At 42.9% G+C, this 22,908-nt stretch carries 23 protein-coding genes; 10 read left to right on the forward strand and 13 right to left on the reverse strand.

All coding sequences use genetic code 11. The features are described 5' to 3' along the window. Positions 1–91: 91 nt before the first annotated feature. The 6 genes from bshC to rpmB form a co-directional block, all read right to left on the reverse strand. On the reverse strand, positions 92–1,741 hold the full coding sequence (bshC, locus tag FSB76_RS17845) for a bacillithiol biosynthesis cysteine-adding enzyme BshC (RefSeq protein WP_147055663.1): 1,650 nt from the start codon (positions 1,739–1,741) through the stop codon (positions 92–94). A 142-nt stretch (positions 1,742–1,883) separates the two neighbouring features. Further along, the gene (gene rimO, locus FSB76_RS17850; RefSeq protein ID WP_147055665.1) at positions 1,884–3,218 is read right to left on the reverse strand and encodes a 30S ribosomal protein S12 methylthiotransferase RimO; all 1,335 of its coding nucleotides are present in this window, start codon (positions 3,216–3,218) and stop codon (positions 1,884–1,886) included. A 107-nt stretch (positions 3,219–3,325) separates the two neighbouring features. After that, positions 3,326–4,291, reverse strand: a complete 966-nt coding sequence (ftsY, locus tag FSB76_RS17855; RefSeq protein WP_090641298.1) for a signal recognition particle-docking protein FtsY — start codon at positions 4,289–4,291, stop codon at positions 3,326–3,328. Positions 4,292–4,481: 190 nt separating this feature from the next. Continuing rightward, the gene (locus FSB76_RS17860) at positions 4,482–4,640 is read right to left on the reverse strand and encodes a DUF4295 domain-containing protein (protein WP_090641302.1); all 159 of its coding nucleotides are present in this window, start codon (positions 4,638–4,640) and stop codon (positions 4,482–4,484) included. 101 nt (positions 4,641–4,741) lie between these two features. Beyond that, positions 4,742–4,924 carry a 50S ribosomal protein L33 gene (gene rpmG / locus FSB76_RS17865; RefSeq protein WP_067063463.1) on the reverse strand — a complete coding sequence of 61 codons (183 nt, stop codon included), beginning with the start codon at positions 4,922–4,924 and terminating at the stop codon, positions 4,742–4,744. 104 nt (positions 4,925–5,028) lie between these two features. Then, positions 5,029–5,262, reverse strand: a complete 234-nt coding sequence (gene rpmB / locus FSB76_RS17870) for a 50S ribosomal protein L28 (protein ID WP_090641306.1) — start codon at positions 5,260–5,262, stop codon at positions 5,029–5,031. A gap of 263 nt (positions 5,263–5,525) precedes the next feature. Here rpmB and acs point away from each other — a divergent pair, with 263 nt between their 5' ends. The 3 genes from acs to FSB76_RS17885 all read left to right on the forward strand — a co-directional run bounded on the left by acs (position 5,526) and on the right by FSB76_RS17885 (position 8,466). Further along, positions 5,526–7,427 (forward strand): acetate--CoA ligase, encoded by a 1,902-nt coding sequence (gene acs, locus FSB76_RS17875; protein ID WP_147055667.1) that lies wholly within the window; start codon positions 5,526–5,528, stop codon positions 7,425–7,427. A gap of 128 nt (positions 7,428–7,555) precedes the next feature. Next, a complete protein-coding gene (locus tag FSB76_RS17880) occupies positions 7,556–8,119 on the forward strand; it encodes a hypothetical protein (protein WP_147055669.1) in 564 nt (187 codons plus the stop codon). 161 nt (positions 8,120–8,280) lie between these two features. Then, positions 8,281–8,466 (forward strand): CsbD family protein, encoded by a 186-nt coding sequence (locus FSB76_RS17885; protein ID WP_090641334.1) that lies wholly within the window; start codon positions 8,281–8,283, stop codon positions 8,464–8,466. A gap of 31 nt (positions 8,467–8,497) precedes the next feature. Here the strand turns inward: FSB76_RS17885 and FSB76_RS17890 are convergent, their stop codons facing one another. After that, positions 8,498–9,043, reverse strand: coding sequence for a Uma2 family endonuclease (locus FSB76_RS17890; protein ID WP_147055671.1), 546 nt, complete (start codon positions 9,041–9,043; stop codon positions 8,498–8,500). Between the two features lie 26 nt (positions 9,044–9,069). On the opposite strand from FSB76_RS17890, the gene surE reads away from it, so the two are divergent. The 3 genes from surE to lpxB are packed head-to-tail and all read left to right on the forward strand — an operon-like array spanning position 9,070 to position 11,243. Further along, positions 9,070–9,843, forward strand: a complete 774-nt coding sequence (gene surE, locus FSB76_RS17895) for a 5'/3'-nucleotidase SurE (RefSeq protein ID WP_147061019.1) — start codon at positions 9,070–9,072, stop codon at positions 9,841–9,843. 21 nt (positions 9,844–9,864) lie between these two features. Further along, positions 9,865–10,134 carry a hypothetical protein gene (locus FSB76_RS17900; RefSeq protein ID WP_147055673.1) on the forward strand — a complete coding sequence of 90 codons (270 nt, stop codon included), beginning with the start codon at positions 9,865–9,867 and terminating at the stop codon, positions 10,132–10,134. After that, positions 10,131–11,243 (forward strand): lipid-A-disaccharide synthase, encoded by a 1,113-nt coding sequence (gene lpxB, locus FSB76_RS17905; protein WP_147055675.1) that lies wholly within the window; start codon positions 10,131–10,133, stop codon positions 11,241–11,243. The genes FSB76_RS17900 and lpxB overlap by 4 nt, the downstream gene beginning before the upstream one ends. 80 nt (positions 11,244–11,323) lie before the next feature. Here lpxB and FSB76_RS32175 read toward each other — a convergent pair whose 3' ends face one another. From FSB76_RS32175 to FSB76_RS17910, 4 genes are all read right to left on the reverse strand, one after another. After that, positions 11,324–11,488, reverse strand: coding sequence for a hypothetical protein (locus FSB76_RS32175; protein WP_158642920.1), 165 nt, complete (start codon positions 11,486–11,488; stop codon positions 11,324–11,326). Between the two features lie 42 nt (positions 11,489–11,530). Next, positions 11,531–11,659, reverse strand: a complete 129-nt coding sequence (locus tag FSB76_RS32720) for a hypothetical protein (RefSeq protein WP_262713482.1) — start codon at positions 11,657–11,659, stop codon at positions 11,531–11,533. 35 nt (positions 11,660–11,694) lie between these two features. Then, positions 11,695–11,868 (reverse strand): hypothetical protein, encoded by a 174-nt coding sequence (locus FSB76_RS32180; RefSeq protein ID WP_158642921.1) that lies wholly within the window; start codon positions 11,866–11,868, stop codon positions 11,695–11,697. 205 nt (positions 11,869–12,073) lie between these two features. Further along, positions 12,074–13,210, reverse strand: a complete 1,137-nt coding sequence (locus tag FSB76_RS17910; protein ID WP_147055677.1) for an MFS transporter — start codon at positions 13,208–13,210, stop codon at positions 12,074–12,076. A 1,112-nt stretch (positions 13,211–14,322) separates the two neighbouring features. Between FSB76_RS17910 and FSB76_RS17915 the strand changes: the two genes are divergently transcribed. Beyond that, complete coding sequence (locus FSB76_RS17915) at positions 14,323–14,724, forward strand: hypothetical protein (protein ID WP_147055679.1); 402 nt, start codon at positions 14,323–14,325, stop codon at positions 14,722–14,724. Positions 14,725–14,862: 138 nt separating this feature from the next. Here FSB76_RS17915 and FSB76_RS17920 read toward each other — a convergent pair whose 3' ends face one another. Together FSB76_RS17920 and FSB76_RS17925 are read right to left on the reverse strand one after the other, a co-directional pair. Next, positions 14,863–16,347: an IS1182 family transposase gene (locus FSB76_RS17920; protein WP_147052047.1), complete on the reverse strand. Its 1,485-nt coding sequence runs from the start codon at positions 16,345–16,347 to the stop codon at positions 14,863–14,865. Between the two features lie 267 nt (positions 16,348–16,614). Then, positions 16,615–18,105 carry a ligand-binding sensor domain-containing protein gene (locus tag FSB76_RS17925; protein WP_147055681.1) on the reverse strand — a complete coding sequence of 497 codons (1,491 nt, stop codon included), beginning with the start codon at positions 18,103–18,105 and terminating at the stop codon, positions 16,615–16,617. Positions 18,106–18,258: 153 nt separating this feature from the next. On the opposite strand from FSB76_RS17925, the gene FSB76_RS17930 reads away from it, so the two are divergent. The 3 genes from FSB76_RS17930 to FSB76_RS17940 all read left to right on the forward strand — a co-directional run bounded on the left by FSB76_RS17930 (position 18,259) and on the right by FSB76_RS17940 (position 22,410). After that, positions 18,259–18,468, forward strand: coding sequence for a hypothetical protein (locus FSB76_RS17930; protein ID WP_147055684.1), 210 nt, complete (start codon positions 18,259–18,261; stop codon positions 18,466–18,468). Positions 18,469–18,495: 27 nt separating this feature from the next. Further along, positions 18,496–20,244 carry an ATP-binding protein gene (locus FSB76_RS17935; protein ID WP_147055686.1) on the forward strand — a complete coding sequence of 583 codons (1,749 nt, stop codon included), beginning with the start codon at positions 18,496–18,498 and terminating at the stop codon, positions 20,242–20,244. 324 nt (positions 20,245–20,568) lie between these two features. Then, on the forward strand, positions 20,569–22,410 hold the full coding sequence (locus FSB76_RS17940; protein WP_147055688.1) for a gliding motility-associated C-terminal domain-containing protein: 1,842 nt from the start codon (positions 20,569–20,571) through the stop codon (positions 22,408–22,410). Positions 22,411–22,908: the final 498 nt, after the last annotated feature.

Here is a 22,908-nt window from a genome sequence, read left to right on the forward strand (position 1 = left end):
ATGACGAGTATTTTATATTGATAGTCAGTAACTTATAATTACGTCATTATAAGGTAAGAAGCAAAGACGTTTAAATTTTATGCTTTAGTATTTACTCCTCCGTTAACACCGTAAACTCAAACGCAAGCGGTTCAAAATGACGCACCAATTCGTCAATAAACGATTGGCCCCAGCGTACATACATTAAACCGAAATTTTCGGTGCGTTCCTGCAGGCTGTCTTTAGGGAAAAGCTCGGCTTTAACTACAGCTAATTGTTCAAGCCTGGTAGCATAGTTGCGTTTTTCGGCTTTGATCAGCTTTTTCTCCAGGTTGTCAATAGCATGTTTTAACCTTGCCTGTACGGCAGATGCGGAGGGCGATAGGGTAGGGTCTATTTTATAAGAGCGTAGCTTTATCTTTTCGAACAGGGCGCTCATTTCCCGCCATTCGCCTTCAAGGCTCAGGTTGTGGTTGCTGTGTTTTTTTATCCAGTCGGTTTTAAGCGTATCGTTTGGTTTAAACAAATCGGCAGCTGTAAGGTCCATGTGTTTAACCTTTGCTGCCTGGTCTTTTTTAACAACCAGTGCCGAGTTGCGCAGGATGAGTATGGGAAAATCAACCTTGTAAAAATCGAAGTTAGCTTTCAGTTCTAACCAGTAAACCACCTCGGCGCCGCCGCCAATGTAGGCTATATTGGGTAAGATGCACTCCTGGTACAGCGGCCGCATCACTACATTAGGGCTAAAGCGTTCGGGATAATCAGCAATTTCTTCTTTCAATTCCGCCTCAGTAAAACGGATTTCGGTATTCATTACCTGGTAATTGTCGTGCTCAAATATTACGCGTTCGCGCAGGCTATCCTTCAGGTAAAAAAAGTTGATTTCGCGGGGATTAACCTGTATGTGCACACCAAGTTTGTGCAATTGCTCGTTAGTAGCCGTGATGTTTTTAAAGCTGTTTTGGTTGATGATATCCTGCTCCATTTTTGGGGCAAACTGCTTTTTAAACTCATGGTCGTCGGCATCGATGATTACCAAACCATACTGGCCAAACAGCGCGTTTACCAGGTAGCGGGTAGCATCGGCCAGTTTATCAAATTGGGTATAGGCGGTTTCTACAATTTCGGCAACTTCTACTGCGTGGCCCTCCATCCCTAAAACGCCCTTGTACTGGTTAAGCGCCTGCCGCATAGTATCGGGATTGATACGGCCGGTTGCGCCCGAAGCCTCGTACCACCAATGTACTTTTTTGCCGCCGATGTTGGTATAATTAATCTCGGCAAAATCATGATCTTCACTGGCCATCCAGTAAACAGGTACAAAGTTTTTATCGGGATGAGCAGTTTTTAATTGCTGGGCTAACTTAATAGCTGTAGCTATTTTATAAAGAAAATACAGCGGGCCGGCAAAAATGTTGAGCTGATGCCCGGTTGTTATGGTGTAGGTATTGTTGAGTTTCAGAAGCTCGATGTTTTGAGCAGTAAGAGGTTGTACGTTGTACGTTATACGTTTTACGTTAGCTTCACTTTCGGACTTACCCGCTTTCGGACTTTCGGACTTCTCCGCATATTGTTTGGATAAAACACGGTATAGAATTTCACGATCGGCAACAACTTTTTTATTTTTCAGCACTTCGGCAAATCCGTCCATATCCGGGCGGTATCCGTAAAAAGGTTGCAGGTCGGCCCGGTTTTCGATGTAGTCAATAACAGTGGGCGAAAAAAATCCGGTTTCTTTATAACTTATACAGGAGGCTTCCATTTTGATTTTGGATTTCGGATGTTCGATTTCGGATTTAAAATATCCAAATATAAAACATGTAATCAGCATCAAATATTTAATGCCGACGCCGAATTTAGATTTTTAAATATTAAAATCAATCAACAGGGAATTGTAAATCAAATTATTTTACAATTTGTCCATAAAGGTCAAAGTCTTCGGCGCTGTCTATCTTCACGTTAACAAAGCTGCCAACGGTTGCGTAATCAATGCTGGCATCAATTAAAACCTCGTTGTCAACTTCCGGCGAATCAAACTCGGTACGGCCAACAAAGTAGTTGCCGTCTTTTTTATCAACCAAAACCTTAAATGTTTGGCCAATTTTTTCCTGGTTTTTGTCAAAAGAAATTCCCTGCTGAATTTCCATAATGGCGTCGGCACGTTCTTGTTTTACTTCGTCGGGCACATCATCAACCAATGAATGGGCATGTGTTTTTTCCTCGTGCGAGTAAGTGAAGCAGCCAAGGCGATCGAATTTGGTGTCCTCAACCCATTGGGCCATTTCTTCAAAATCCCGTTGGGTTTCGCCCGGGTAGCCGGTGATGAGGGTAGTACGCATAGCTATGCCGGGTACTTTATCACGAATCTGGTTTACCAGGTCGATTGTTTTTTGTTTGGTGATACCACGGCGCATAGATTTAAGCATATCATCGCTGATGTGCTGCAAGGGCATATCCATGTACTTGCAAATGTTATCACGCTCGTCCATTACATCTAAAACCTCCATCGGGAAGCCGGATGGGTAAGCGTATTGCAGCCTGATCCATTCTACACCGTTAACATCGCTCAGGCGGCGTAGTAACTCATCCAGGTTACGTTTACCATACAGGTCGAGGCCGTAATAGGTTAAGTCCTGGGCAATGAGTATTAATTCTTTGGTTCCGTTTTTAACCAGGTTTTGGGCATCTTTAACCAATTGGTCAATAGGTGTGCTCAAATGCTTGCCGCGCATCAGCGGAATGGCGCAGAACGAGCATGGGCGGTTACAACCTTCGGCAATTTTAAAATAAGCAAAATGCGATGGGGTGGTTAATAAACGTTCGCCAATCAGCTCGTGTTTGTAGTTTGCACCCACAGAAGCCAGCAGGTTTTGCAGGTCATTGGTGCCAAAATAGGCGTCAACGTTGGTTATCTCGGCCTCCAGCTCAGGTTTGTAACGTTCGCTTAAGCAACCGGTAACTATTACCTTACCAACTTTGCCTTGCTCTTTAAGTTCGCTATACTGGAGGATGGTATCAATAGATTCCTGTTTGGCGTTATCGATAAAGCCGCAGGTATTGATAACGATGATATCGTTTTTACCTACCTTTTCGGCCTCGTGCACCACATCAAACTGGTTGCCTTTAAGCTGGCCCATCAATATCTCAGAATCGTATATGTTTTTTGAACAGCCTAAAGTAACCACGTTAACACGGGGCTTCACTGTTTTAGGTTCACGAATTACTTCTTTAGTTCTCATAATATTAAAGCGTCATCGCGGGGAACGAAGCAATCTCTGAACTATATAGGCTGCCCTGCATAGCCGAGGATTGCTTCGTTCCTCGCAATGACGGTATTGTTATGTTTTTATTGCTTAAATAAGGAATCGACGAAAGCTTGCCTGTCAAACAATTGTAAATGCTCCATGCCTTCACCCACACCTATATATTTTACCGGGATTTTAAACTGATCTGATATACCTATTACTACACCGCCTTTAGCTGTGCCATCAAGCTTGGTTAAAGCCAGGGCGTTTACGTTGGTAGCTTCGGTAAATTGTTTGCATTGTTCAATGGCATTTTGCCCGGTTGATGCATCCAATACCAATAGTATTTCGTGTGGTGCGCCGGGAATTACCTTTTGCATCACATTTTTAATTTTGGTAAGCTCGTTCATCAGGCCTACTTTATTGTGCAGGCGGCCGGCAGTATCAATTATCGCTACATCATCTCCGTTGGCAACAGCCGAGCGTAAGGTATCATAAGCTACAGAGGCCGGATCAGACCCCATTGGCTGCGCTACCACTTTTACATCAACCCGTTTGCCCCAAAGCTGCAATTGATCAACGGCTGCGGCGCGGAAGGTATCGGCAGCCCCAAGCACCACTTTATTGCCGGCCTGCTTTAGCTTATGGGCCAATTTGCCAATGGTAGTAGTTTTACCTACACCGTTAACGCCAACCACCATGATTACATAGGGCTTATGATCGCCATATTCAAAATTGCGGAAATCATTACTATTATTTTCGGCCAGGAGTTTTTGGATCTCGTCTTTCAGCAACACATTCAGTTCGCCGGTGCCAATGTATTTATCGCGGGCTACACGTTCCTGAATGCGTTCGATGATCTTGAGCGTGGTTTTTACGCCCACGTCTGATGTTACCAGGATCTCTTCCAAATCATCCAGCACATCATCATCAACGGTTGATTTACCTGCGACGGCCTTGGTTATCTTTGAAAAAAAATTATCCTTGGTTTTTTCTAAACCGGTATCAAGGGCTTGCTGCTCCTGCTGTGTATTTTCCTTTTTCTTAAAAAAATCAAATAATCCCATTTTAGATGTGCAGATTTTAGATTACAGATGTGCAGATGATTTTTTCTGAACCCGAATTAAACGAATTTAGGAATTAATAGAATTCTGGTAATTCTTTAATTCGTTTAATTCCGGTTCAGACCTCAACAAAAAAAGCCCTCTCGTAAAAACAAGACGGCTTCGATATTTTGATCAAAAGTTTAAGCAGATATTATTTGCCTGCAATGATGTCCTTAACAGCGTCGTTAGGAACAATTTGCTCTTTGAATGAATAAGCACCTGTTTTTGGTGATTTGTTCATTGTGATAACTTTTGAATATTCTTTGCCTTTACCTGCTACTTTCAGTGTTGCAACTACTTTCTTTGCCATGTTGTTTTTGTGTTGTACGTTTTACGTGGTACGTATTACGTAATGTTAAACATTTTAATTAGCTTGATCCTACGTATAACGTAAAACGTTTAACGTATAACCTATTTAATCTCTTTATGAACAGTTACTTTCCTTAAAACCGGGTTGAATTTTTTCATTTCCAGTCTTTCAGTGGTATTTTTTTTGTTCTTGGTGGTAATATAGCGAGACATGCCTGGCATACCGCTTGTTTTGTGTTCAGTACACTCTAATATAACCTGAACCCTGTTGCCTTTTTTTGCCATTTTCTTTTTATGTTGTACGCATCACCGTCACGGCTTACGTAATTTTTCAAATTATACCGTACGTCGTTAATTTTACAATTTGTAAAACCGTTAACGTACAACTACTAAATGTATCCTTTTTTTACAAATTTATTGATACAGGCAGTAATACCATTTTTAGTGATAGTTTTTACTGCTGAAGTAGATACCTTTAAGGTAATCCATTTATCCTCTTCAGGGATATAAAACTTTTTAAGTTTTAAGTTAGGATGAAATCTGCGTTTAGTTTTAACGTTTGAGTTAGAAACGTTGTTACCAACTATAGATGCTTTTCCTGTTAGATCACAAATTCTTGACATGACAAATATTTTTAATTATCAACCCTTTATTCAAAAAGAGTTTGCAAATATCAGACTTTTTAATCAAATATTCAATAGCGTTTTCAAAAATTGTTAAATAAATTCAAAAAGCCATTATAAGTGCCAAAATTGAGAGGATAGTGCTTGTTTACAGCACCCTTATCACCTAAATTAAAGTACTTTTTAAATAATTTTAAAAAGTTACAGAATTAATATTTACATCATATATAAATTATTAAATTAGGCCCTCCATTATAAACACTATGAAGATTACATCATTTGACGAATACAAGCAGGTATACCAGCAAAGTGTTGAGCAGCCCGAAGAGTTTTGGGCAGGCATAGCCGAAAACTTTTTGTGGCAAAAAAAGTGGGATAACGTATTGGACTGGAATTTTAAGGAGCCTAAAATAAAATGGTTCCAGGGCGCCAAGTTAAATATAACCGAAAATTGCCTCGACCGTCACCTCGACACCATTGGTGATAAGCCAGCCATCATCTGGGAGCCTAATGATCCGCAGGAAGATCACCGGATATTAACTTATCGCCAGCTGCACGATAAAGTTTGCCAGTTTGCCAATGTTTTAAAAAACAACGGCGCAAAAAAAGGCGACCGTATTTGTATTTACATGCCGATGATTCCCGAACTGGCTATTGCCGTTTTGGCCTGCGCCCGTATTGGCGCTATCCATTCAGTAGTATTCGGCGGTTTTTCGGCACAATCAATTGCCGATAGGATAAACGATGCCGAGTGTAATATAGTTATTACCGCCGATGGCGGCTTCCGTGGCAATAAAGCCATTCCATTAAAAAGTGTTATTGACGATGCGTTGGTGCAATGCCGGTCTGTTAAAAAAGTAATTGTGTTAACCCGCAGCCGCACGCCGGTATCTATGATAAAAGGCCGTGATGTTTGGTGGGAAGATGAAGTTAAAAAGGTAGAAACCCAGGGTAATCCCGATTGCCCTGCCGAGGTAATGGATGCCGAGGATATGTTGTTTATTTTATATACATCTGGTTCAACAGGTAAACCCAAAGGTGTGGTGCACACCACAGGCGGCTACATGGTTTATACAGGTTATACTTTTGCCAACGTATTTCAGTACAACAAAGGCGAAGTTTATTTTTGTACCGCCGATATAGGCTGGATAACCGGGCACTCATACATTGTTTATGGCCCCTTATCGCAGGGGGCAACAACATTGATGTTTGAAGGTGTGCCAACCTATCCGGATGCCGGCCGTTTTTGGGATATTGTAGATAAGTTTAAAGTAAATATATTATATACCGCGCCAACAGCTATCCGCTCGTTAATGAGTTTTGGCGAGGAGCCGTTGAAAGGTAAAGACCTCAGTTCGTTAACCAAATTGGGTTCGGTGGGCGAGCCGATAAACGAAGAAGCATGGCATTGGTACGATGAAAAAATTGGTCATGGCAAATGCCCTATTGCCGATACCTGGTGGCAAACAGAAAATGGCGGGTTAATGATATCGCCAATTTGTAACGTTACGCCAACTAAACCGGGGTATGCAACCCTGCCGTTGCCAGGCGTACAACCGGTTTTGGTTGACGAAAATGGTAAAGTGATAGAAGGTAATGGCGTAAGCGGTAACCTTTGTATTAAATTCCCATGGCCGGGTATGTTGCGTACTACTTATGGCGACCATGAGCGCTGCCGCACCACCTATTTTGCTACCTACGAAAATATGTATTTTACCGGCGACGGTTGTTTACGCGACGAAGATGGTTACTACCGTATTACAGGCCGTGTTGATGATGTATTGAATGTATCGGGCCACCGTATTGGTACCGCCGAGGTAGAGAATGCCATAAACATGCACAGCAGCGTTGTTGAATCGGCGGTTGTTGGTTACCCGCATGATATTAAGGGGCAGGGTGTTTATGCTTTTGTGGTATGCCCTAACCAGCATGGCGATTCGGAACTTGCTCGCAAGGATATCACCATGACTGTTGCCCGGATAATAGGCGCCATAGCCAAACCAGACAAAATCCAGTTTGTAACCGGGCTGCCAAAAACAAGGTCGGGAAAAATTATGCGCCGTATTTTACGCAAAATAGCCGAGGGGGAAACATCAAACCTGGGCGATACATCTACCTTGCTTGACCCTGCCGTGGTTGAAGAAATTAAAGCGGGAGCTTTGTAGGAGAGAATCAAGAATTAAGAGTCAAGAATCAAGATTGAAATCTTTGGTTCTCGACTCTTTGTTTTTGTTCGATGATGCTCAGGCTTAACTCTTTTTTAATATAACTTGCATCATTCTATCTTAATTGTATGAATAAACGACAGTTGTATCGTGCATTTCTTTTCCTTTGCTTAGGAGCGTCAACGGCTTTTTTTTCTTTTAAAGGCCGCCCATCTGCACGATACCGGCTCGATTTTTTTACCAAAGACAACCAGTTTTACCTTTGCGATTCGGCGTTTACCGGTGAAACCGGCGATCCCGCTTTTTGGACGTCCTCTGCATATAACGATAGGATGGCGACAGCGAAAGACAGGGATATAGTTGGCCTTAGCATTGAAAGTTTTGGCCATGTAAAAGCACAGCTTGATATACTGGATGCTGCAAGCAGGGAAAAAGATTTTAAAAAATACGATCACGTGGTTGAGGCTGGCCTGAGGATAAGTTCAGGCATACTGGAAGTGCTTGATTATCCCGATAGCAAAATTCAACTGAAAGCCATTGTAACGCCGGGCTACTACCGCATCAGGGTTTATTCGTACGGCCTGGCCAATAATGATCCCGAAGCGGATGAGGGTACAGACCATTACAAAATAGAACTATGGCCCTCCCATGATTTTGAACGAAAAGTGCTGAAGCAGTTTGTTGGTGAATAGAATCAAGATGCAAGAATCAAGAGTTAAGATTTTTTGTTTTAGCCGATAACTGATTTCTAATCGCCCATGTGCGCTTTTGTCTTAATTCTTAACTCTTGATTCTTCTCAAAAACCATATTATTCCCCGGGTGTTATACAAATACATCTAAATAAAAAACATCATGGATAAATTACAAATTAAGGGCGGCTGGAACGAGTTGAAGGGCAAAATAAAACAAGCCTACGGCGATCTTACCGACGATGATTTAACTTACGAAGAAGGTAAAGACGATGAAACATTAGGGAAACTCCAGCAAAAAACCGGCAAAACGCGCGATGAACTGGTGAAATGGATAAACAGTTTATAATAAGGAAAAAGGCTCCGGGAACGGGGCCTTTTTATTTGAAAACCTTTGCAAGTTCTATTGCAAAACCAGGCAAGATTAAAGATTTGAGAGTTTCGCCTTTTTGCGCTTTTTGATGAAGGTAATAAGCGCCATCCCTTAACGCGTAAAGGTCGGCGTTTTGCGCTATAGGGTCAATAATGATGTATTCTTTTACACCGTATTTTTCGTATGTATCTTTTTTAGGGCGAAGGTCATAATAAGCGTTCTTTTCCCATAGAACCTCGACAACCAAATCGGGCGGACTATGAATATAATCCCTAATGATATCGCGCCTTTCTTCGGCAACGTAAACAAAATCTGGCTGAAAGGAGTTTTGAGTGTCGAGTATTACTTCAATTGGTCCCATTAAATAAGTGCCTTCGTTTTTAACCCTGTCCTCATAAGTTATAAACGCTGTAGCTACCGCTGCAAGGGTAAGTTGATGATTTACTGTTCGGGACGGCCAATCAATTAAACAGCCATTAATGTATTGGTAAGGTGCACCAATGGGCATCTGCATATATTCATCAAGAGTTAATTTCTTTTCAGTCGTCAGCATAAATCAAATATAATTAATTTCGCATGATGAAATCAATCAAACCGACCATACTTGTTGTTAACGATGATGGCATAACCGCCCCTGGCATCAAAGTATTAATTGAAGCCATGAGCGAGATAGGCAGGGTAGTGGTTGTTGCGCCCGATAGTCCGCAATCGGGCATGGGGCATGCCATTACCATAGGTAAACCCCTGCGTTTAGATAAGGTGGATATTTACGAAGGTATTGAAATGTACCGCTGCTCCGGCACTCCGGTTGATTGTGTGAAGCTTGCTGTAAATAAAATATTTAAAGGGCTTAAGCCCGATTTATGCGTATCCGGCATTAACCATGGCTTAAATAATTCTATCAACGTATTGTATTCGGGCACCATGTCGGCCGCGGTTGAAGGTGCTATTGAAAGTATTCCATCTATTGGTTTTTCTTTAGATGATTATAACCTGGATGCCAACTTTAGCCACTGCGTTAAATATGTGAAGGAGCTTGCCTTACAGGTTTTAGCTAACGGTTTGCCGGCCAATACATTACTCAATGTAAATTTTCCGAACACGAACAACATCAAAGGGATCAAGATTTGCCGCCAGGCCAACGCCAAATGGGCCGAGGAGTTTGATGAACGGGTTGATCCGCATAAACGGCCATACTACTGGCTCACAGGCGTTTTTCAGTTAAATGACGGGGGCGAGGATACCGATGTTTGGGCTTTAGAACACAATTACGCGTCGGTAGTGCCTATTCAGTTTGATATGACGGCGCACCATGCTATCCCGTTTTTAAACACCTGGAAATTTAATGTATAAATTGCTTGTTAAATAATATACATGCTTAAAAATAATAGTATAGTGGTTGGTTTGCTTGGCGGGGCTGTATTGCCGGGAATTAGCCTGTTTATTTTTTTATACCTGCTTAAAGGCAGCTTTTTGATATTGAATAAACCAGGTATCCCTTATCTGATTGCCATCGCGCTCAATCTTTTCATTATCCGGTATTGTTTTAAGGCAGGCAAAGACAACATAGGCGCGGGCATGATATTGACGACCTTTGTATTTGCAGCGGCGGTGTTTTTACTCAAATTACAACCCATCAGATGAAGTATTACCTGGTAGCCGGCGAAGCATCGGGCGATTTGCACGGGGCTAACCTCATGAAGGCGCTAAAGGAGCTTGACCCGGCGGCCGAGTTTCGTTTTTTTGGCGGCGACCTGATGCAGGCTGAAGGCGGAACCCTAGTGAAGCATTATGCCGATATGGCCTTTATGGGTTTTGTAGAGGTTGTAATTAATTTGCGCGCCATCCTTAAAAACATGAAAGCCTGCAAAGACGATATTGCGGCTTACCAACCCGATGTTTTGGTGCTCATAGATTTCCCGGGTTTTAACTTGAAAATAGCAGAATACGCTAAAACCATTGGTCTGTCGGTTAATTACTACATCTCGCCCAAAGTTTGGGCCTGGAACCAAAAACGGGTGTTGAAAATTAAGCGGATAGTTGACCACCTGTTTTGCATATTGCCTTTTGAGGTTGATTTTTATAAAAGCTGGGGAATGGAGGTTGATTATGTAGGCAACCCGCTTTTGGATGCCATAACCGCGTTTGAGCCTAATTCTGAATTTTTAAAGCAGAATGATATATCGGGTAAAAAAATAATAGCGCTGTTGCCTGGCAGCCGGAAACAAGAGATAAACTATTTATTGCCAGATATGATTGCCGTAGCCGGACAGTTTGCAGATTACCAGTTTGTTATAGCGGGCGCACCTTCATTTAAACCTGAATTTTACAGCCAGTTTGTGAAGGATGCCAATATTCCTGTAATATTTAATGCCACATACGATTTGTTAACCAACGCGCACGCCGCCATTGTTGCCTCCGGAACAGCAACCTTAGAGACTGCCTTGTTTAACATACCACAGGTGGTGGTATATAAGGGCAACGCATTAACCATTGCTATAGCCCGCATGCTGGTTAAAATTAAATTTATATCGCTGGTTAACCTCATTGTAGATAAGGGAATAGTAAAAGAGCTTATCCAGGACGACTGTAACGAACTGAAAATTGCGGCCGAGCTTGGCGCTATTGCTAAACAAGGGGCCTACCGGCAACAGATGCTGGCAGATTATGATACGCTTGACGCAAGAATGGGCCGGCCTGGCGCATCGGCCAAAACGGCCAGCCTGATTGTTAAATACGCTGTAAAAAAATAAAGCCCTGTTTTAGCAGGGCTTTATCGTTTTCATAGGTGCGATGTTGTACTTTAAAAGGTAGATGTAGATATATATGATGATCAGGCAGCTTTACGTGTTGATGGTACTGCTACCTTCTTGTTGTTGTGCACAAATTGATTTCTTTCTTTGAAGTTCCTAAGATCTTCCAATAAAATGTTCAGTAACTCGTCGTCAAAGCGGGCAATTAATTCGCTGATGGTTGGGTTTGTTTTAGAGGCTTTCATAGGTAGATGTTTTATATATAGGTAAGTGTGTTGTAAGTTTAATTAGGCTGCGGTTGCTAAACGGATTGCTTTAGCTTTTATAGATTTCAAATCATTCATTAGTAACAATTTTAATTCGTTATCAAAACGCGCTACTAATTTGTTGGTAGATAATTTTTTGGTGCTTTTCATAGTTTTAGTTTTTTGTATGTTTTAAATGTCTTTGTTCAATCTTTTTTTTCAGTTTCCTGGTTTTCGGTAAGGTTATTTTTGCGGCGTTTTGCTTCGTTGTATTGCCTTAAAATTTGCTCCTCATCGCGTGCATCTGTTGTTTTTGTTGGCTCCACCGGATTTTCCCATTCCTTTTCGCTTTCCTTAACCGTTGTCTTTTTAGTTTCCATAACAGCTACATTTGTTGAGTAGTATTCCAACAGCGTGCCAAAAAAACATAAAAGTCATCTTTGGCTCAAAATATTTTTACAATAACATGTAAATAGCTGTTTTTGAGTAACTTTTATTTTGAATAAAAATTCAAATTTTGGACAACGTGGGTTTCAGAACGCAAAAATCACTGTTCGCTTAGTACTCAATAACCGAACACTTGCTTTAATTCCGAACGTTTTTTTTGTAGTTAATAAAGTGCGCAGCCAGCGCGATGACGGCCAATGTAACACCAATAGCACACACACCGGTCCACTGGTAAGTTTTCCAAACCAGGCTGGCCAAAAATGTGCCCGATGCGCCGCCTATAAAATAAGACACCATGTATACTGTATTTAACCTGTTGCGGGCCTCGGGTATCAAACCGAATATGATAGATTGGTTGGAAATATGTGTGGCCTGTACTCCCATATCCAGCACAATTACACCTATAACCAAACCAGTAATGCTGCTGTTTGAGAAGTAAAAGATGATAAAAGAAATGAGCACCAATAATAATGTATAACCTGATAGTTTGTACGAGTCCATTTTATCGCTTAGCCTTCCCATTAAGCCGGCTGCCAATGCGCCAAACGCTCCTACCAGGCCAAACAGGCCGGCTACAGAACTGCCCGCGTTAAACTGGGGTTGTTTTAGTAAAAACACAAGCGTGGTCCAAAAAGCACTGAAGCCGGCAAAGCATAAAGCGCCCCGGAAAGCAGCCATCCTGAGTTTAGGCTGAGTTTTAACCAGGTGAATAAGCGATTTCATCAGGTTTTTATAGTTGCCTTTGTAGTCGGGCTCAACTTCGGGTAAAAAGAAAAATATCATTAGCCACATAGCCAGCATTAATCCCGTAGCTATATAGTACATAGTACGCCAGCCAAAATGTTCGCCAATAAAACCGCTTAGTGTACGTGATAATAATATACCTATTAACAGGCCGCTCATCACAAAGCCAATTTTTTTGCCGCGCTCTGCCGGTTTAGCCAGGTGTGCGGCCATGGGTATTAGTAATTGCGGTATTACAGATGATACTCCCAGTAAAAAACCGGCTATGGTTAGCACAAGCACCGATGGCGCCGCTGCGCTTATTAACAGCGAGATTATAACAAGAGTAAAATCTATCAATATTAATCGCTTGCGTTTAAGCATATCGGCCAGCGGTATAATAAACAATAAACCCGTAGCATAGCCAATTTGGGTAAACAGCGACACTTGCTGGGCTTTTTTATCAGATATTTTAAAAGTGTGTGCAATATCGGCCAGCAAGGGCTGGTTGTAGTAAATATTGGCCACTACCAGGCAAGTGGCAATGGTCATGATCCATAAGGTGAAAGACGTTAAATGTGGGTGTGTTTTTGTAGGCGTGGTGACTGTCATAAATTGAAAAACGGAAAAACGCGTTGCAAAAATGAGGAAGCAGTTTTTAAATTGTGCTTATTTAAAGTAAATTTTATACCCGGACTCACAATATCTTCAGATGTAGGGAGTTTAGATTATTAATAAAAAATCGGATTTTTTTTGATAAGTGAGAGAAAAAAATTAATTATATGTGATTTTTTTATTTAAGGATCTATTTTTGGAATAAAATTTGACATAAACTCAGTGAAAAAGCATTTTAAAATATTTTTTCAAGGTAATTTTTAATTTTTTAGATGTTTATTTTAGTTTGTTTTGATTTTTTATGAAAAAAAACTGAGAAAAGTATTGTATTCTTTTGGCATTAGTGACTTTTTAATACGGTGCAATTAATTTTTTAAAAAATTATCACATTAATAATAAAATATTTGTATTTTTGATAATCAAACAGCAGGATATACTTGTTTTGATAAAAGTTACAATAAAATTACAAAATAATTTAAAGGAATATAAAAACTTAGTGTTACTTTTACACCGTAATACAAACACAAAAAAAGTCTTCTCATAATTTAGGTTTATAATTGGTTAGTAAAGGCCCCTGCCCATCAGGGGCTTTACTTGTTTTAAGGGGTTCTCTAACACCCCGGTTAACAACTGAATTAAAATAATTTCCGCCTGCCCAAAATCAGATATTATAACATCAAATAAAAATTGCGCCGTGTTACCTGTAGTCACTTTTTGATGATTGTGCCTGATGTAAAGCTACTGCGGGCGGTAAGCATATTTTTATGTTGCAAAGCTAAAAGCTCACCCCAATATCAGCGTTAGGGATTGTACCGGATACCGGCCGCGGTGGGGGGGGCTATAAGGGAAGGCCGTGGCTAAGGCCCTGTGTGCGTATGAGGGGAAAGCCCGGCCCGCTTCTACCAGCGGGAAACGCCCGGTTTTAGATTTGAGATGTTAGATATGAGATATGAGATTTTTGAATTATTTGTATAGTGGCCGCTTTTTAACTTTCCGGACTTTCCGACTCAAAGCGCAAACAATTTAACCCAACCACCTATTACTAACGTATGATTACAGTAGTAGGTATTTTTGAAGATGTTACCCTTGCCGACGATGTATGCGAATACCTGTTGGGCAACGAGTTTGACGCCGATAGTTTAGACCAGCACACCCATAAAGCCCTGGCAGGCCACAATGCGCACGAGCCCGGCGCTATTGACCGGATAGCCACTTTTTTTAACCACCTGTTTGATAACAGGCATGAGGCCGAAGCCCATGCCACAGCAGGCCGTAACGGCACCATTGTAACCGTACACGCGCCATCGGCCAGGCTGGCCCAGGAGGCTGTTGACGCGCTTAACAATTACGGCGCTATAGATGTAAATGCTTTTGACGAAAATGCAACCGGTACACGCAGTATTATGGTTGAAAGGATTGTGGCGGATGATGTGAGGCTGAGGGGGATGTAAGTTGTGAGTTGGGTTTGGCGGCGAAGACTCACCCGGCGAGGCTGCGCCCGCCACCCTCTCTTCGGCTTCGGTGATCGTTGCGCAACTACTAATAATAATTACAGTCGTGAGATTGTACAACGTTCTTTGAGATATTGATTAAAACGATAGCATTGGATTTGAAAGATAATGCTGAGTAAATAAAGTATACATTCGGTAAAATAAGTCGTTTATTGCTCTTATGACTGGCATTTTCAGTTCTTTTAACCGCTTGGGTTTGTAGGCGAGCAGTTTTTTGATATTGTAAGCGGCAGCAGCTAAAAGCATCCCTTTGTTAGCTTGTTTAAGACCTTTAGTATTTATCCTTCTTAAACTGGTATAGTTAATTAAGGAACCAAAGACCGGCTCAACGGTACTGGAGCGTAGCGACTTCATCAGTTTACCTTTGGGACTTTCTACTCGCTGCCGCATATATTCATAGAGTGGCTTATCGGCCGAATCAACCAGCTTTTTAAACCCTTTTTTATTGGCACAGATTTCTTTGAGGGGGCAGTTCTTGCAATCGCTGATGTTTGATTCATAGATCTTTTTATGTACTGTTGGTTCGTTATAAGCACACTCGACACGTCTGAAGGGTAACTGTACTCCCATTAAACAAATGTATCTGTCATATTTGTCATCATATTTAAAGCCTTCATCTTCCCTTGAAGATTTATAACTTCCGGGGTTAGGTATATATCCTTTAAGTTTGTTTGCCGTTAAAGCCCTGATAGCCTTGCCACTGCTATAGCCTGTATCTGCCAGGATTTCTCTGGGCGGCGAAACATGACCGCCGGAAAGGTTGTCCATGATCTGCGGCAACATCACCGGCAGGCTGGTGTTATCGGTCTCATTCCCCTTAAAAGCCTGGATATAGGTAATAAAGTGACTGGCGGTATCCACACTCATCTGTGCCCGGTAATATAACCTCATCGGTTTTCCGGGTTTAGTGGTTAAGCGGGCATCAGGATCTGAAGGACTGTAATGTGTTTGATTCGTCGGTCCTTTTTTATCCTTTTTCTCCTGGTCATTCTTGTTGTTTTCTTTCGGCGTTTCCGGTTTCGAAGGCACATCTTCTATATTATCATTGAGTTCCCGGCTGAAAACGGATGCATCTTCCATTACAATCCTTTCAACCATACTATGTTTGGAAGCATTTGCCGGTATCAATGCACTGTCGACAGCCTGCCGCTTGCCCGAAATCAAGCCTTTGTCAATGCATAGCTTCAGCACTTGTTTAAAAATTTCAAGAAAAACTTTCTCGCCAAACAGCTTACGGGTACGGCTTAGAGTAGAGTGCCAAGGCAAATCCTCGCCAAGATTGTATCCAAGAAAATAAAGGATATCCATGCGCATTCCCGACGAGGTAATGATGCGACGGTCGCTATTGATATTTTCCAGGTAACCTACCAGCATCAATTTCATAAACACGACAGGATCTATGCTTTTTTGACCTTCTTTACCGTAGTGCTTTGAAGTGGCTTTATATAAAAAATCCAAATCAAGCATTCCTTTCAGCCGACGGTAGAAATTATCGGCCGGAACATAGTCTGAAAGCTGAAACTGAATGAACAAGCTTTCCTGCTGTACCTTTTTCCCTTGCATGCCTTTAATTTACTAAAAAGCACTGTTTTAATCAATACTTCAAAGAACTTTTTATCGTCGCGTTGTGCAACAACCACCTTCGCCGGAAAGAGGGGCCTGGAAGCGTTTTATATTATTTTTTAGATTAAGTATCAGTCGTTCAAGCCCCTCTTTCCTGCGCAGCAGAAGAGAGGGTGCCCCAGCGCAGCGATGGGCGGGTGAGTATTAACCAGCGTTGCCGCCGGCTAATTCCATCTCAAATCTCACGTCTCATATCTCAAATCTAACTCAAAACGTCCCTCTTTTTCTTATCCTCAGCAAACCATTGGCTGTTGTAACATAAATAACTCCTTTGGAATCCTGCACCACCTGGTAAATTTTGAAGCCGGGAGCGGGCGAGTTGGCGTTGTTGTAGTTTTCCCAGCTGTTTTTTAAATCGTACCGCACCAGGCCCGATTGATCGGTGCCCAGCCATAGTACGTGTTCAAACTTATCGTACATAATGCTGGTTACGTGGTTTGATGGCATGCCCGAATTTTTGTCGGTTAAATGCAGCCACGTGCCATCGGGGCGTAATACCGCGATGCCTTCGTTATCATCATCGGCAGCGGCTTTGTTGGTGCTTATTAATGAGAAATAGAGGTTGCCCTGTTCATCTTCGGCTGCGCCGGATATGCTGGCGTTTTTCAGTGGCGTATCAGATGTGGTAAATGTGGTAGGCAGCAGGTCTTTCTCGATAAGGATGGTGCCTTTTGATGTACCAATCCACAGGCGTTTGCGGTTATCCACATAAGCAAAAGTTACGTTGCTTGAGGGCAGCAGCGGGATGGTTTTCTTGTTAAGCACCACCACTTTATCTTTGCGTACCACTACCATGCCATCTTTGGTGGTAAACAGCAGTTCGCCGTTGCGGCTTTTTATGATGTGGGTAACCGGGCTTTTTATAAACTTTTTAAAATCGTACACCTGCCAGCCGGCATCGGTGCATTTGTAAATACCGTTATCAATGTAGGCCCATTTGGCGTTTTCCTTGTCGACGGTAATTTCCTGTACAGCCGTTTCGGATGTAAAGGGCGAGTTGTATTCATTAACCGGGTTAAAGGTGGTGCCATCAAAACGGGTAAGGCCGTGGGCGGTGGCGTACCAAAGCACGTCGGTAGCGTCAACCGCGCTTGATTGGCTCACGTTATCGGGCAGGGGCGAATCGTAGCGCGTCCATTTGGTAAATTCGTAGCTGTTGAGCGATGGGTTGGTATACTGGGTACTGGTATTATAAATAGTTGGCGGGCCGGGCGGCTTCATCTGCTCGAGGTCCATCCGCAGCATCTGGGCCGAAATACGGCCAAAAGCTATTTTAAACTGCACATTTACCGATGATGCCACGCGTTTGCCATGGTCAACAGCGGCCTTCCACAAGCTGCCGTTCAGCAGGCGAATGATATCGGCGGTAAGTGGGCTGTTGGTTACATCGGTATGGCTTAGTACACAGCTAAAACCCGAAGGCTCAACCAATACCTGGAAGGTTAATGACCCGTTGGCATCTTTAAACGAATACTTGCGGTTAATACGGTCGCATAGCTGGTCGAGCGTAAACTGGCTACAGGTAGCTTTGGGGCTGCCGCAGTCGATGCAATAATTTTCGGCGCTGCACAGTTCAATCTTTTGCAAAAAAAGATTTTGCGCGCAAACTACCGCGGGAAATACGAAAACTAAAAAGCATGTAAGCACCAATAGCTTACCGGTTTTGGATGGGTATAACAATGTCAGCATTAATTTCATAAAATAAAGAAAGCAAACGCAAACCACCAAACTTATAATAGTTAAATTAGGTTAAAGTTTTGTTACAAAGGGGAACGCCGGCGAAGACTCACCCGGTCGAGGCTGCGCCCGACCACCCTCTCTCCGGCTGAAGCCGCAAAGAGGGTTGAGGAAATGAAAAAAAAAATTCGCCCCTCTATGCGCGAAGCGGAGAGAGGGGCAGACGGGCGCAGCCTCGTCGGGGTGAGTCGACTCGCCGACACTCCTGTTGCATTGCAATTTTTTAGAATATATAAGTACTTTTACAAAGCCAAATTGTTGCCTACAGTTGTAAGTGCTTCGCCTGCAACAGGTAAATGCTTTTGTAAAAACAATATCAAATAAAATTAAGGCAGGCTAACTGCTACCTCTATGGATAAAATTACCGATAAATACCATCAGCCGGTTAATACAGACCCTAAGCGGCAGGATCTTTTGTTTGATTTAAAGGAAGTATCCAAACGCACTTACCAGCTGGGATTGTCGGCCTTGTCGCTTGGGGTGTTTTTATCGGTTTATGATGCTTTTATCGGCATGTATGTGTCGTCGTTTTTGCTGGCTTGCTTTTGCCTGGCTATTTTAATGTTTGTGGTACTAAAGTGGCAGGATGCCATTAAAGATCTTACCATATCTATATTTTCGGTCATCTGCGGACTGCTAATATGCCTGGTGCTGCTGGAGGGGTTGCAAACCGACCAGTACCTTTACTTTTTTCCGGCCCTTATAGCAGTACCCCTGGTTGTCGACCTAAAGCATAAGCAGGGTAAAAAGCCAGGCATTTTTGTGGGCATTATGATATTTGCCTTTGTTGCCTGTATTGTTATTGGTAACTATGTGCCCCCGCTGGCTGATTTTACCGCCGGCCAATCGGCCCGGTTGGCCCTGGTTAACCGCTTCACCGCGCTTGGCTCAACCATTGTGCTGGCGGCGCTGTACACGTTTTTCGAAAAAAAGTATATAGAAGAGATAGTTAGCCAAAGTGATAGGGTTATCAATACCAAAACCCAGTTCCTGGCCACCATGGGGCACGAGCTGCGCACGCCCTTAAACGGCATCATCGGTATTGTAAACCTGCTGAAGCAGGAGAACTCGGCCACGCGGCAGGCCGAGTATATCAGTATCCTCCAAAGCTCGGCCGATCATATGCTGCAGCAGGTAAATGATATCCTCGATTTTAACAAGATAGAGGCCGGCAAACTGGAACTGCACCCCATCACCATCAATTTAAGCAACTTTTTGCTCAATGTATGTCTACCTTTTAAAGTGCTATCGGCAAACAGTAATGTTGAGGTACTGGCCGATATTGACCGCCAACTGGATATCCTGGTACTGGCCGATGATATGCGCCTTACACAGGTGCTCAACAATATTTTTGCCAACGCCCTTAAATTTACCGGCAACGGCTACGTAAAGCTAAAAGCTACCTGCCTTAAAAAAAACGACAAGCAAATAGCCGTCGACTTTGTGATTGAAGATACCGGCATCGGCATTGATAAGGCCGACCAGGAGAAGATTTTTGAGGGCTTTTGGCAGGTGTACCACGAGGGCACCCGCGAGCTTACCGGCACCGGCCTTGGCCTTACTATTTGTAACCGCATATTACAGCTGATGGGGGCCAAGCTATCCCTCGAAAGCGAAAAAGGCAGGGGCAGCAAGTTTTCGTTCGGCTTAACCTTTAACATTGCCCATGTGGCGCCGCTTCCTATACCGCTAAAGCCGGTAGCCGACAATGGCGATCTTAAATTACTAAGGGTGCTGCTGGCCGAGGATAACAAAATAAACATGATGGTAGCCAAAAAGGCCCTCACCAGCTTTGGCGCCACGGTTGATGCCGCCTACGATGGCGTGGAAGCCCTGGCCCGACTGGAAGATTTCCCCCATTATGACATTGTCCTGCTCGACCTGGAAATGCCCGTAATGAACGGCTACGAAGCCGTTTTCGAAATCAAAAAGAAATACCCCCTGGTACCCGTCATCGCCTTCACCGCCTCCCTTGTAGACCAAAAAATGCTCGCCGACCTGCTGGCCAGCGGCTTTAACGATTGCATCCTCAAGCCCTTCAACCCGCAGCAACTATCAACCGTTATTAAAAAACATACCGGGGTTAAAGAAGGGGTGTAGCTGGGATCTAGGATTTCGGACTTTTTATTTTAGAATTTAAAAGGCCCAGGCCCAGGCCCGTGCGCTCTCGAGAGGGCAGAGAGGTTTTTTTGCATCTTGCAAATCCGTGTGTTAAGGAAGTGATTTTAATTTTTTAAGATTTAACAGCGGTCGGTCCTCGTAAAGCAGCCAAAAGAAGTCTTGTCTTTGATTTTTAACCCCTGGTTTTTGACTCTTTCCCGCTATTTTTTTAATCAAACAGCGTAACAATTAGTTTACAAATTCGGTAAAAGGTATGTGTATGGTTTTTAATAAAAACTATATTTGCCAAACCCCTGATTGAAATTGACTTTACACCGTATAGCCAGGTTTATACTATTGTTACTGGCTGCCTTTATCGCTATTCCTCAAGCCAATGCCCAACAAGGCGTGGCACTCGTGTCGGCCCACCATTTGTCGTCACGCAAGGCTGTTTTGAAAACGTCTGCAAGCCGCAAAAAAATTATTAATGTAGCGCCTATATTTAGTTTTGATTATCCCGATGTTTTGCCCAAGTGCGATAATGTGCCTTTAACGCTGCAGGTACAAGGCCATCCCGAATACCTGTACCGGTGGTATAAGGATGGTGTACTAACTACCAATGTTACCACACTATATCCCATACAGGTAACAGGAAAATACCGGGCCGAAATTAGCTCCGAAAAAGATGTATGGGTATCAACAAAAGAAGTGCAGGTTAATGTAATTTATCTTCCGGAACCACAGATACTGCCCGATCAGCCTACCCATTGCGGAGGCAGCAACGCCATTTTAAATTCAAATTTACCTGCCAGCAGTGACTACTCATTAAACTGGTACCTTAACGGGCATGAGCTTACGCAGTTTACTAACAAGGCATCAATAAGCGTGAGCGAGTTGGGAACCTATATGCTTACAGTGCGCAACCCTATTAATACCTGTTCCAAGGAGTCGCCGGTATATCATCTTGTATTTACGCCTGCTCCCACCTTTACATTTAATTATCCCGGCGATGTAAACGTTTGCCAGGGGGGTACAGCAGTGTTAACAGTTGGGGGCGATATTGCTTATCAATATCGTTGGTACAAGGACGGCGTGCTTACCGGTAATTTATCTCAAACACTTACAACAACCCAAAACGGCAAATATAAAGTGGAGGTAAGCACCTGCCCGGGTACCTGGATACCATCAAAAGAGGTACAGGTAAACGTTTACAACCTGCCAACACCGGTAATTACGCCCGATAAAGTAAGCTATTGCACAGGCGATTTAGCCCGGCTTGATGCCGGTATTACTACCGATGCCGCTTATTCCATTACCTGGCAACGCGATGGCACCACGGTAACCGCCTGGCAAAACAAGCCAACCGTTACTACAACCGATGCCGGTAATTATTCGGTAATTGTTACCAGTACAGCGCTGGGCACCTGCGTGGTTAATTCGGCAGCATATCGGTTGGCCTTTAATCCATTGCCCACGGTGAGCATTACCCAGGCCGTTACAACTAAATTATGCGAAGGACAACCGCTGGAGCTTACTGCAGTTCATAGCGCGGGCAGCACGGTCAGTTGGTCAACCGGCGAAACTACCGATAAAATTAGCGTAAGTACCACGGGCACTTACAGCGTAACGGCAACTTCGGCAGCGGGCTGCCAGGCAGTTGCGGGTATCGACCTACAGTTTTTACCGGTAGCTATTCTTAATATGGCCGATACCTCATTTTGCACTTATACCGGCGCGCCGGTTACCATAACCGCGCCCACGGGTTTTTCAAAATATACATGGAACGGTGTTGACGGCGGCAATACGTTTATTGCAGATCGCCCGCAAACAATAAGTCTTAGCGTAATAAATGCCAACGGCTGCCCCAGCGATAAGGTGATACATGTAATAAGTTCGTGCCCGGATATTCATATCCCATCGGCATTTACACCCAATGGCGATGGTAAAAATGATACATGGAACATTACAGGGCTGGAGACAGATGCATCGGTACTGGTAAAAGTATTTAATCGCTACGGATCAATAGTTTTCCGGAGCACCGGGACTACAGCATCGTGGAATGGCAGAAAGAACGGACAACCTGTGCCGGCAGGCGTTTACTACTACGTTATATCGGGCAAAAACGGCAAACAATTGTTTTCAGGATCTATTACCTTACTGAATTAGCAATGCCATGTATTTAAAAAGCCCCGGCATTTTTAAAGCACGGGCCGACTGATATTGGTAACTTGTGTACTGGCGTTCTGATATCCGAGGCTGTTTGCCATTCCTGTTAACAGCGTTGTTTATGGCAATGATTTGTTAAAAATTTAAATAATATTGTTCCGGCGACATCCGGCCACGTAATTCTTGATGGGCATTAACCTTTTTTATGTATGTTAAATGAAAGTTGTTGTCACAGTTTGCATTTACTACCCCGGAGAATATAATAACTGAAGATTTATTGATAAGTTTGTTTAAAGGTTAATTTTGGCACAGGAAGCAAAAATTATTAATCAAAACAAATGAAACCTTTATTTTAGCTGAAGCGTACAAACCCAAAATGAATAAATTATGGATATTGTTGTAGTACTCGGTATCATACTATTGAGTTTAGGTATCTTTTTAATTGCGGCTATTCTGTTTTTTAGCGCCTTAAAATATATTAAAAGACAGTACTATCCC

The organism is Mucilaginibacter ginsenosidivorax (assembly GCF_007971525.1).
Lineage (GTDB): Bacteria > Bacteroidota > Bacteroidia > Sphingobacteriales > Sphingobacteriaceae > Mucilaginibacter > Mucilaginibacter ginsenosidivorax.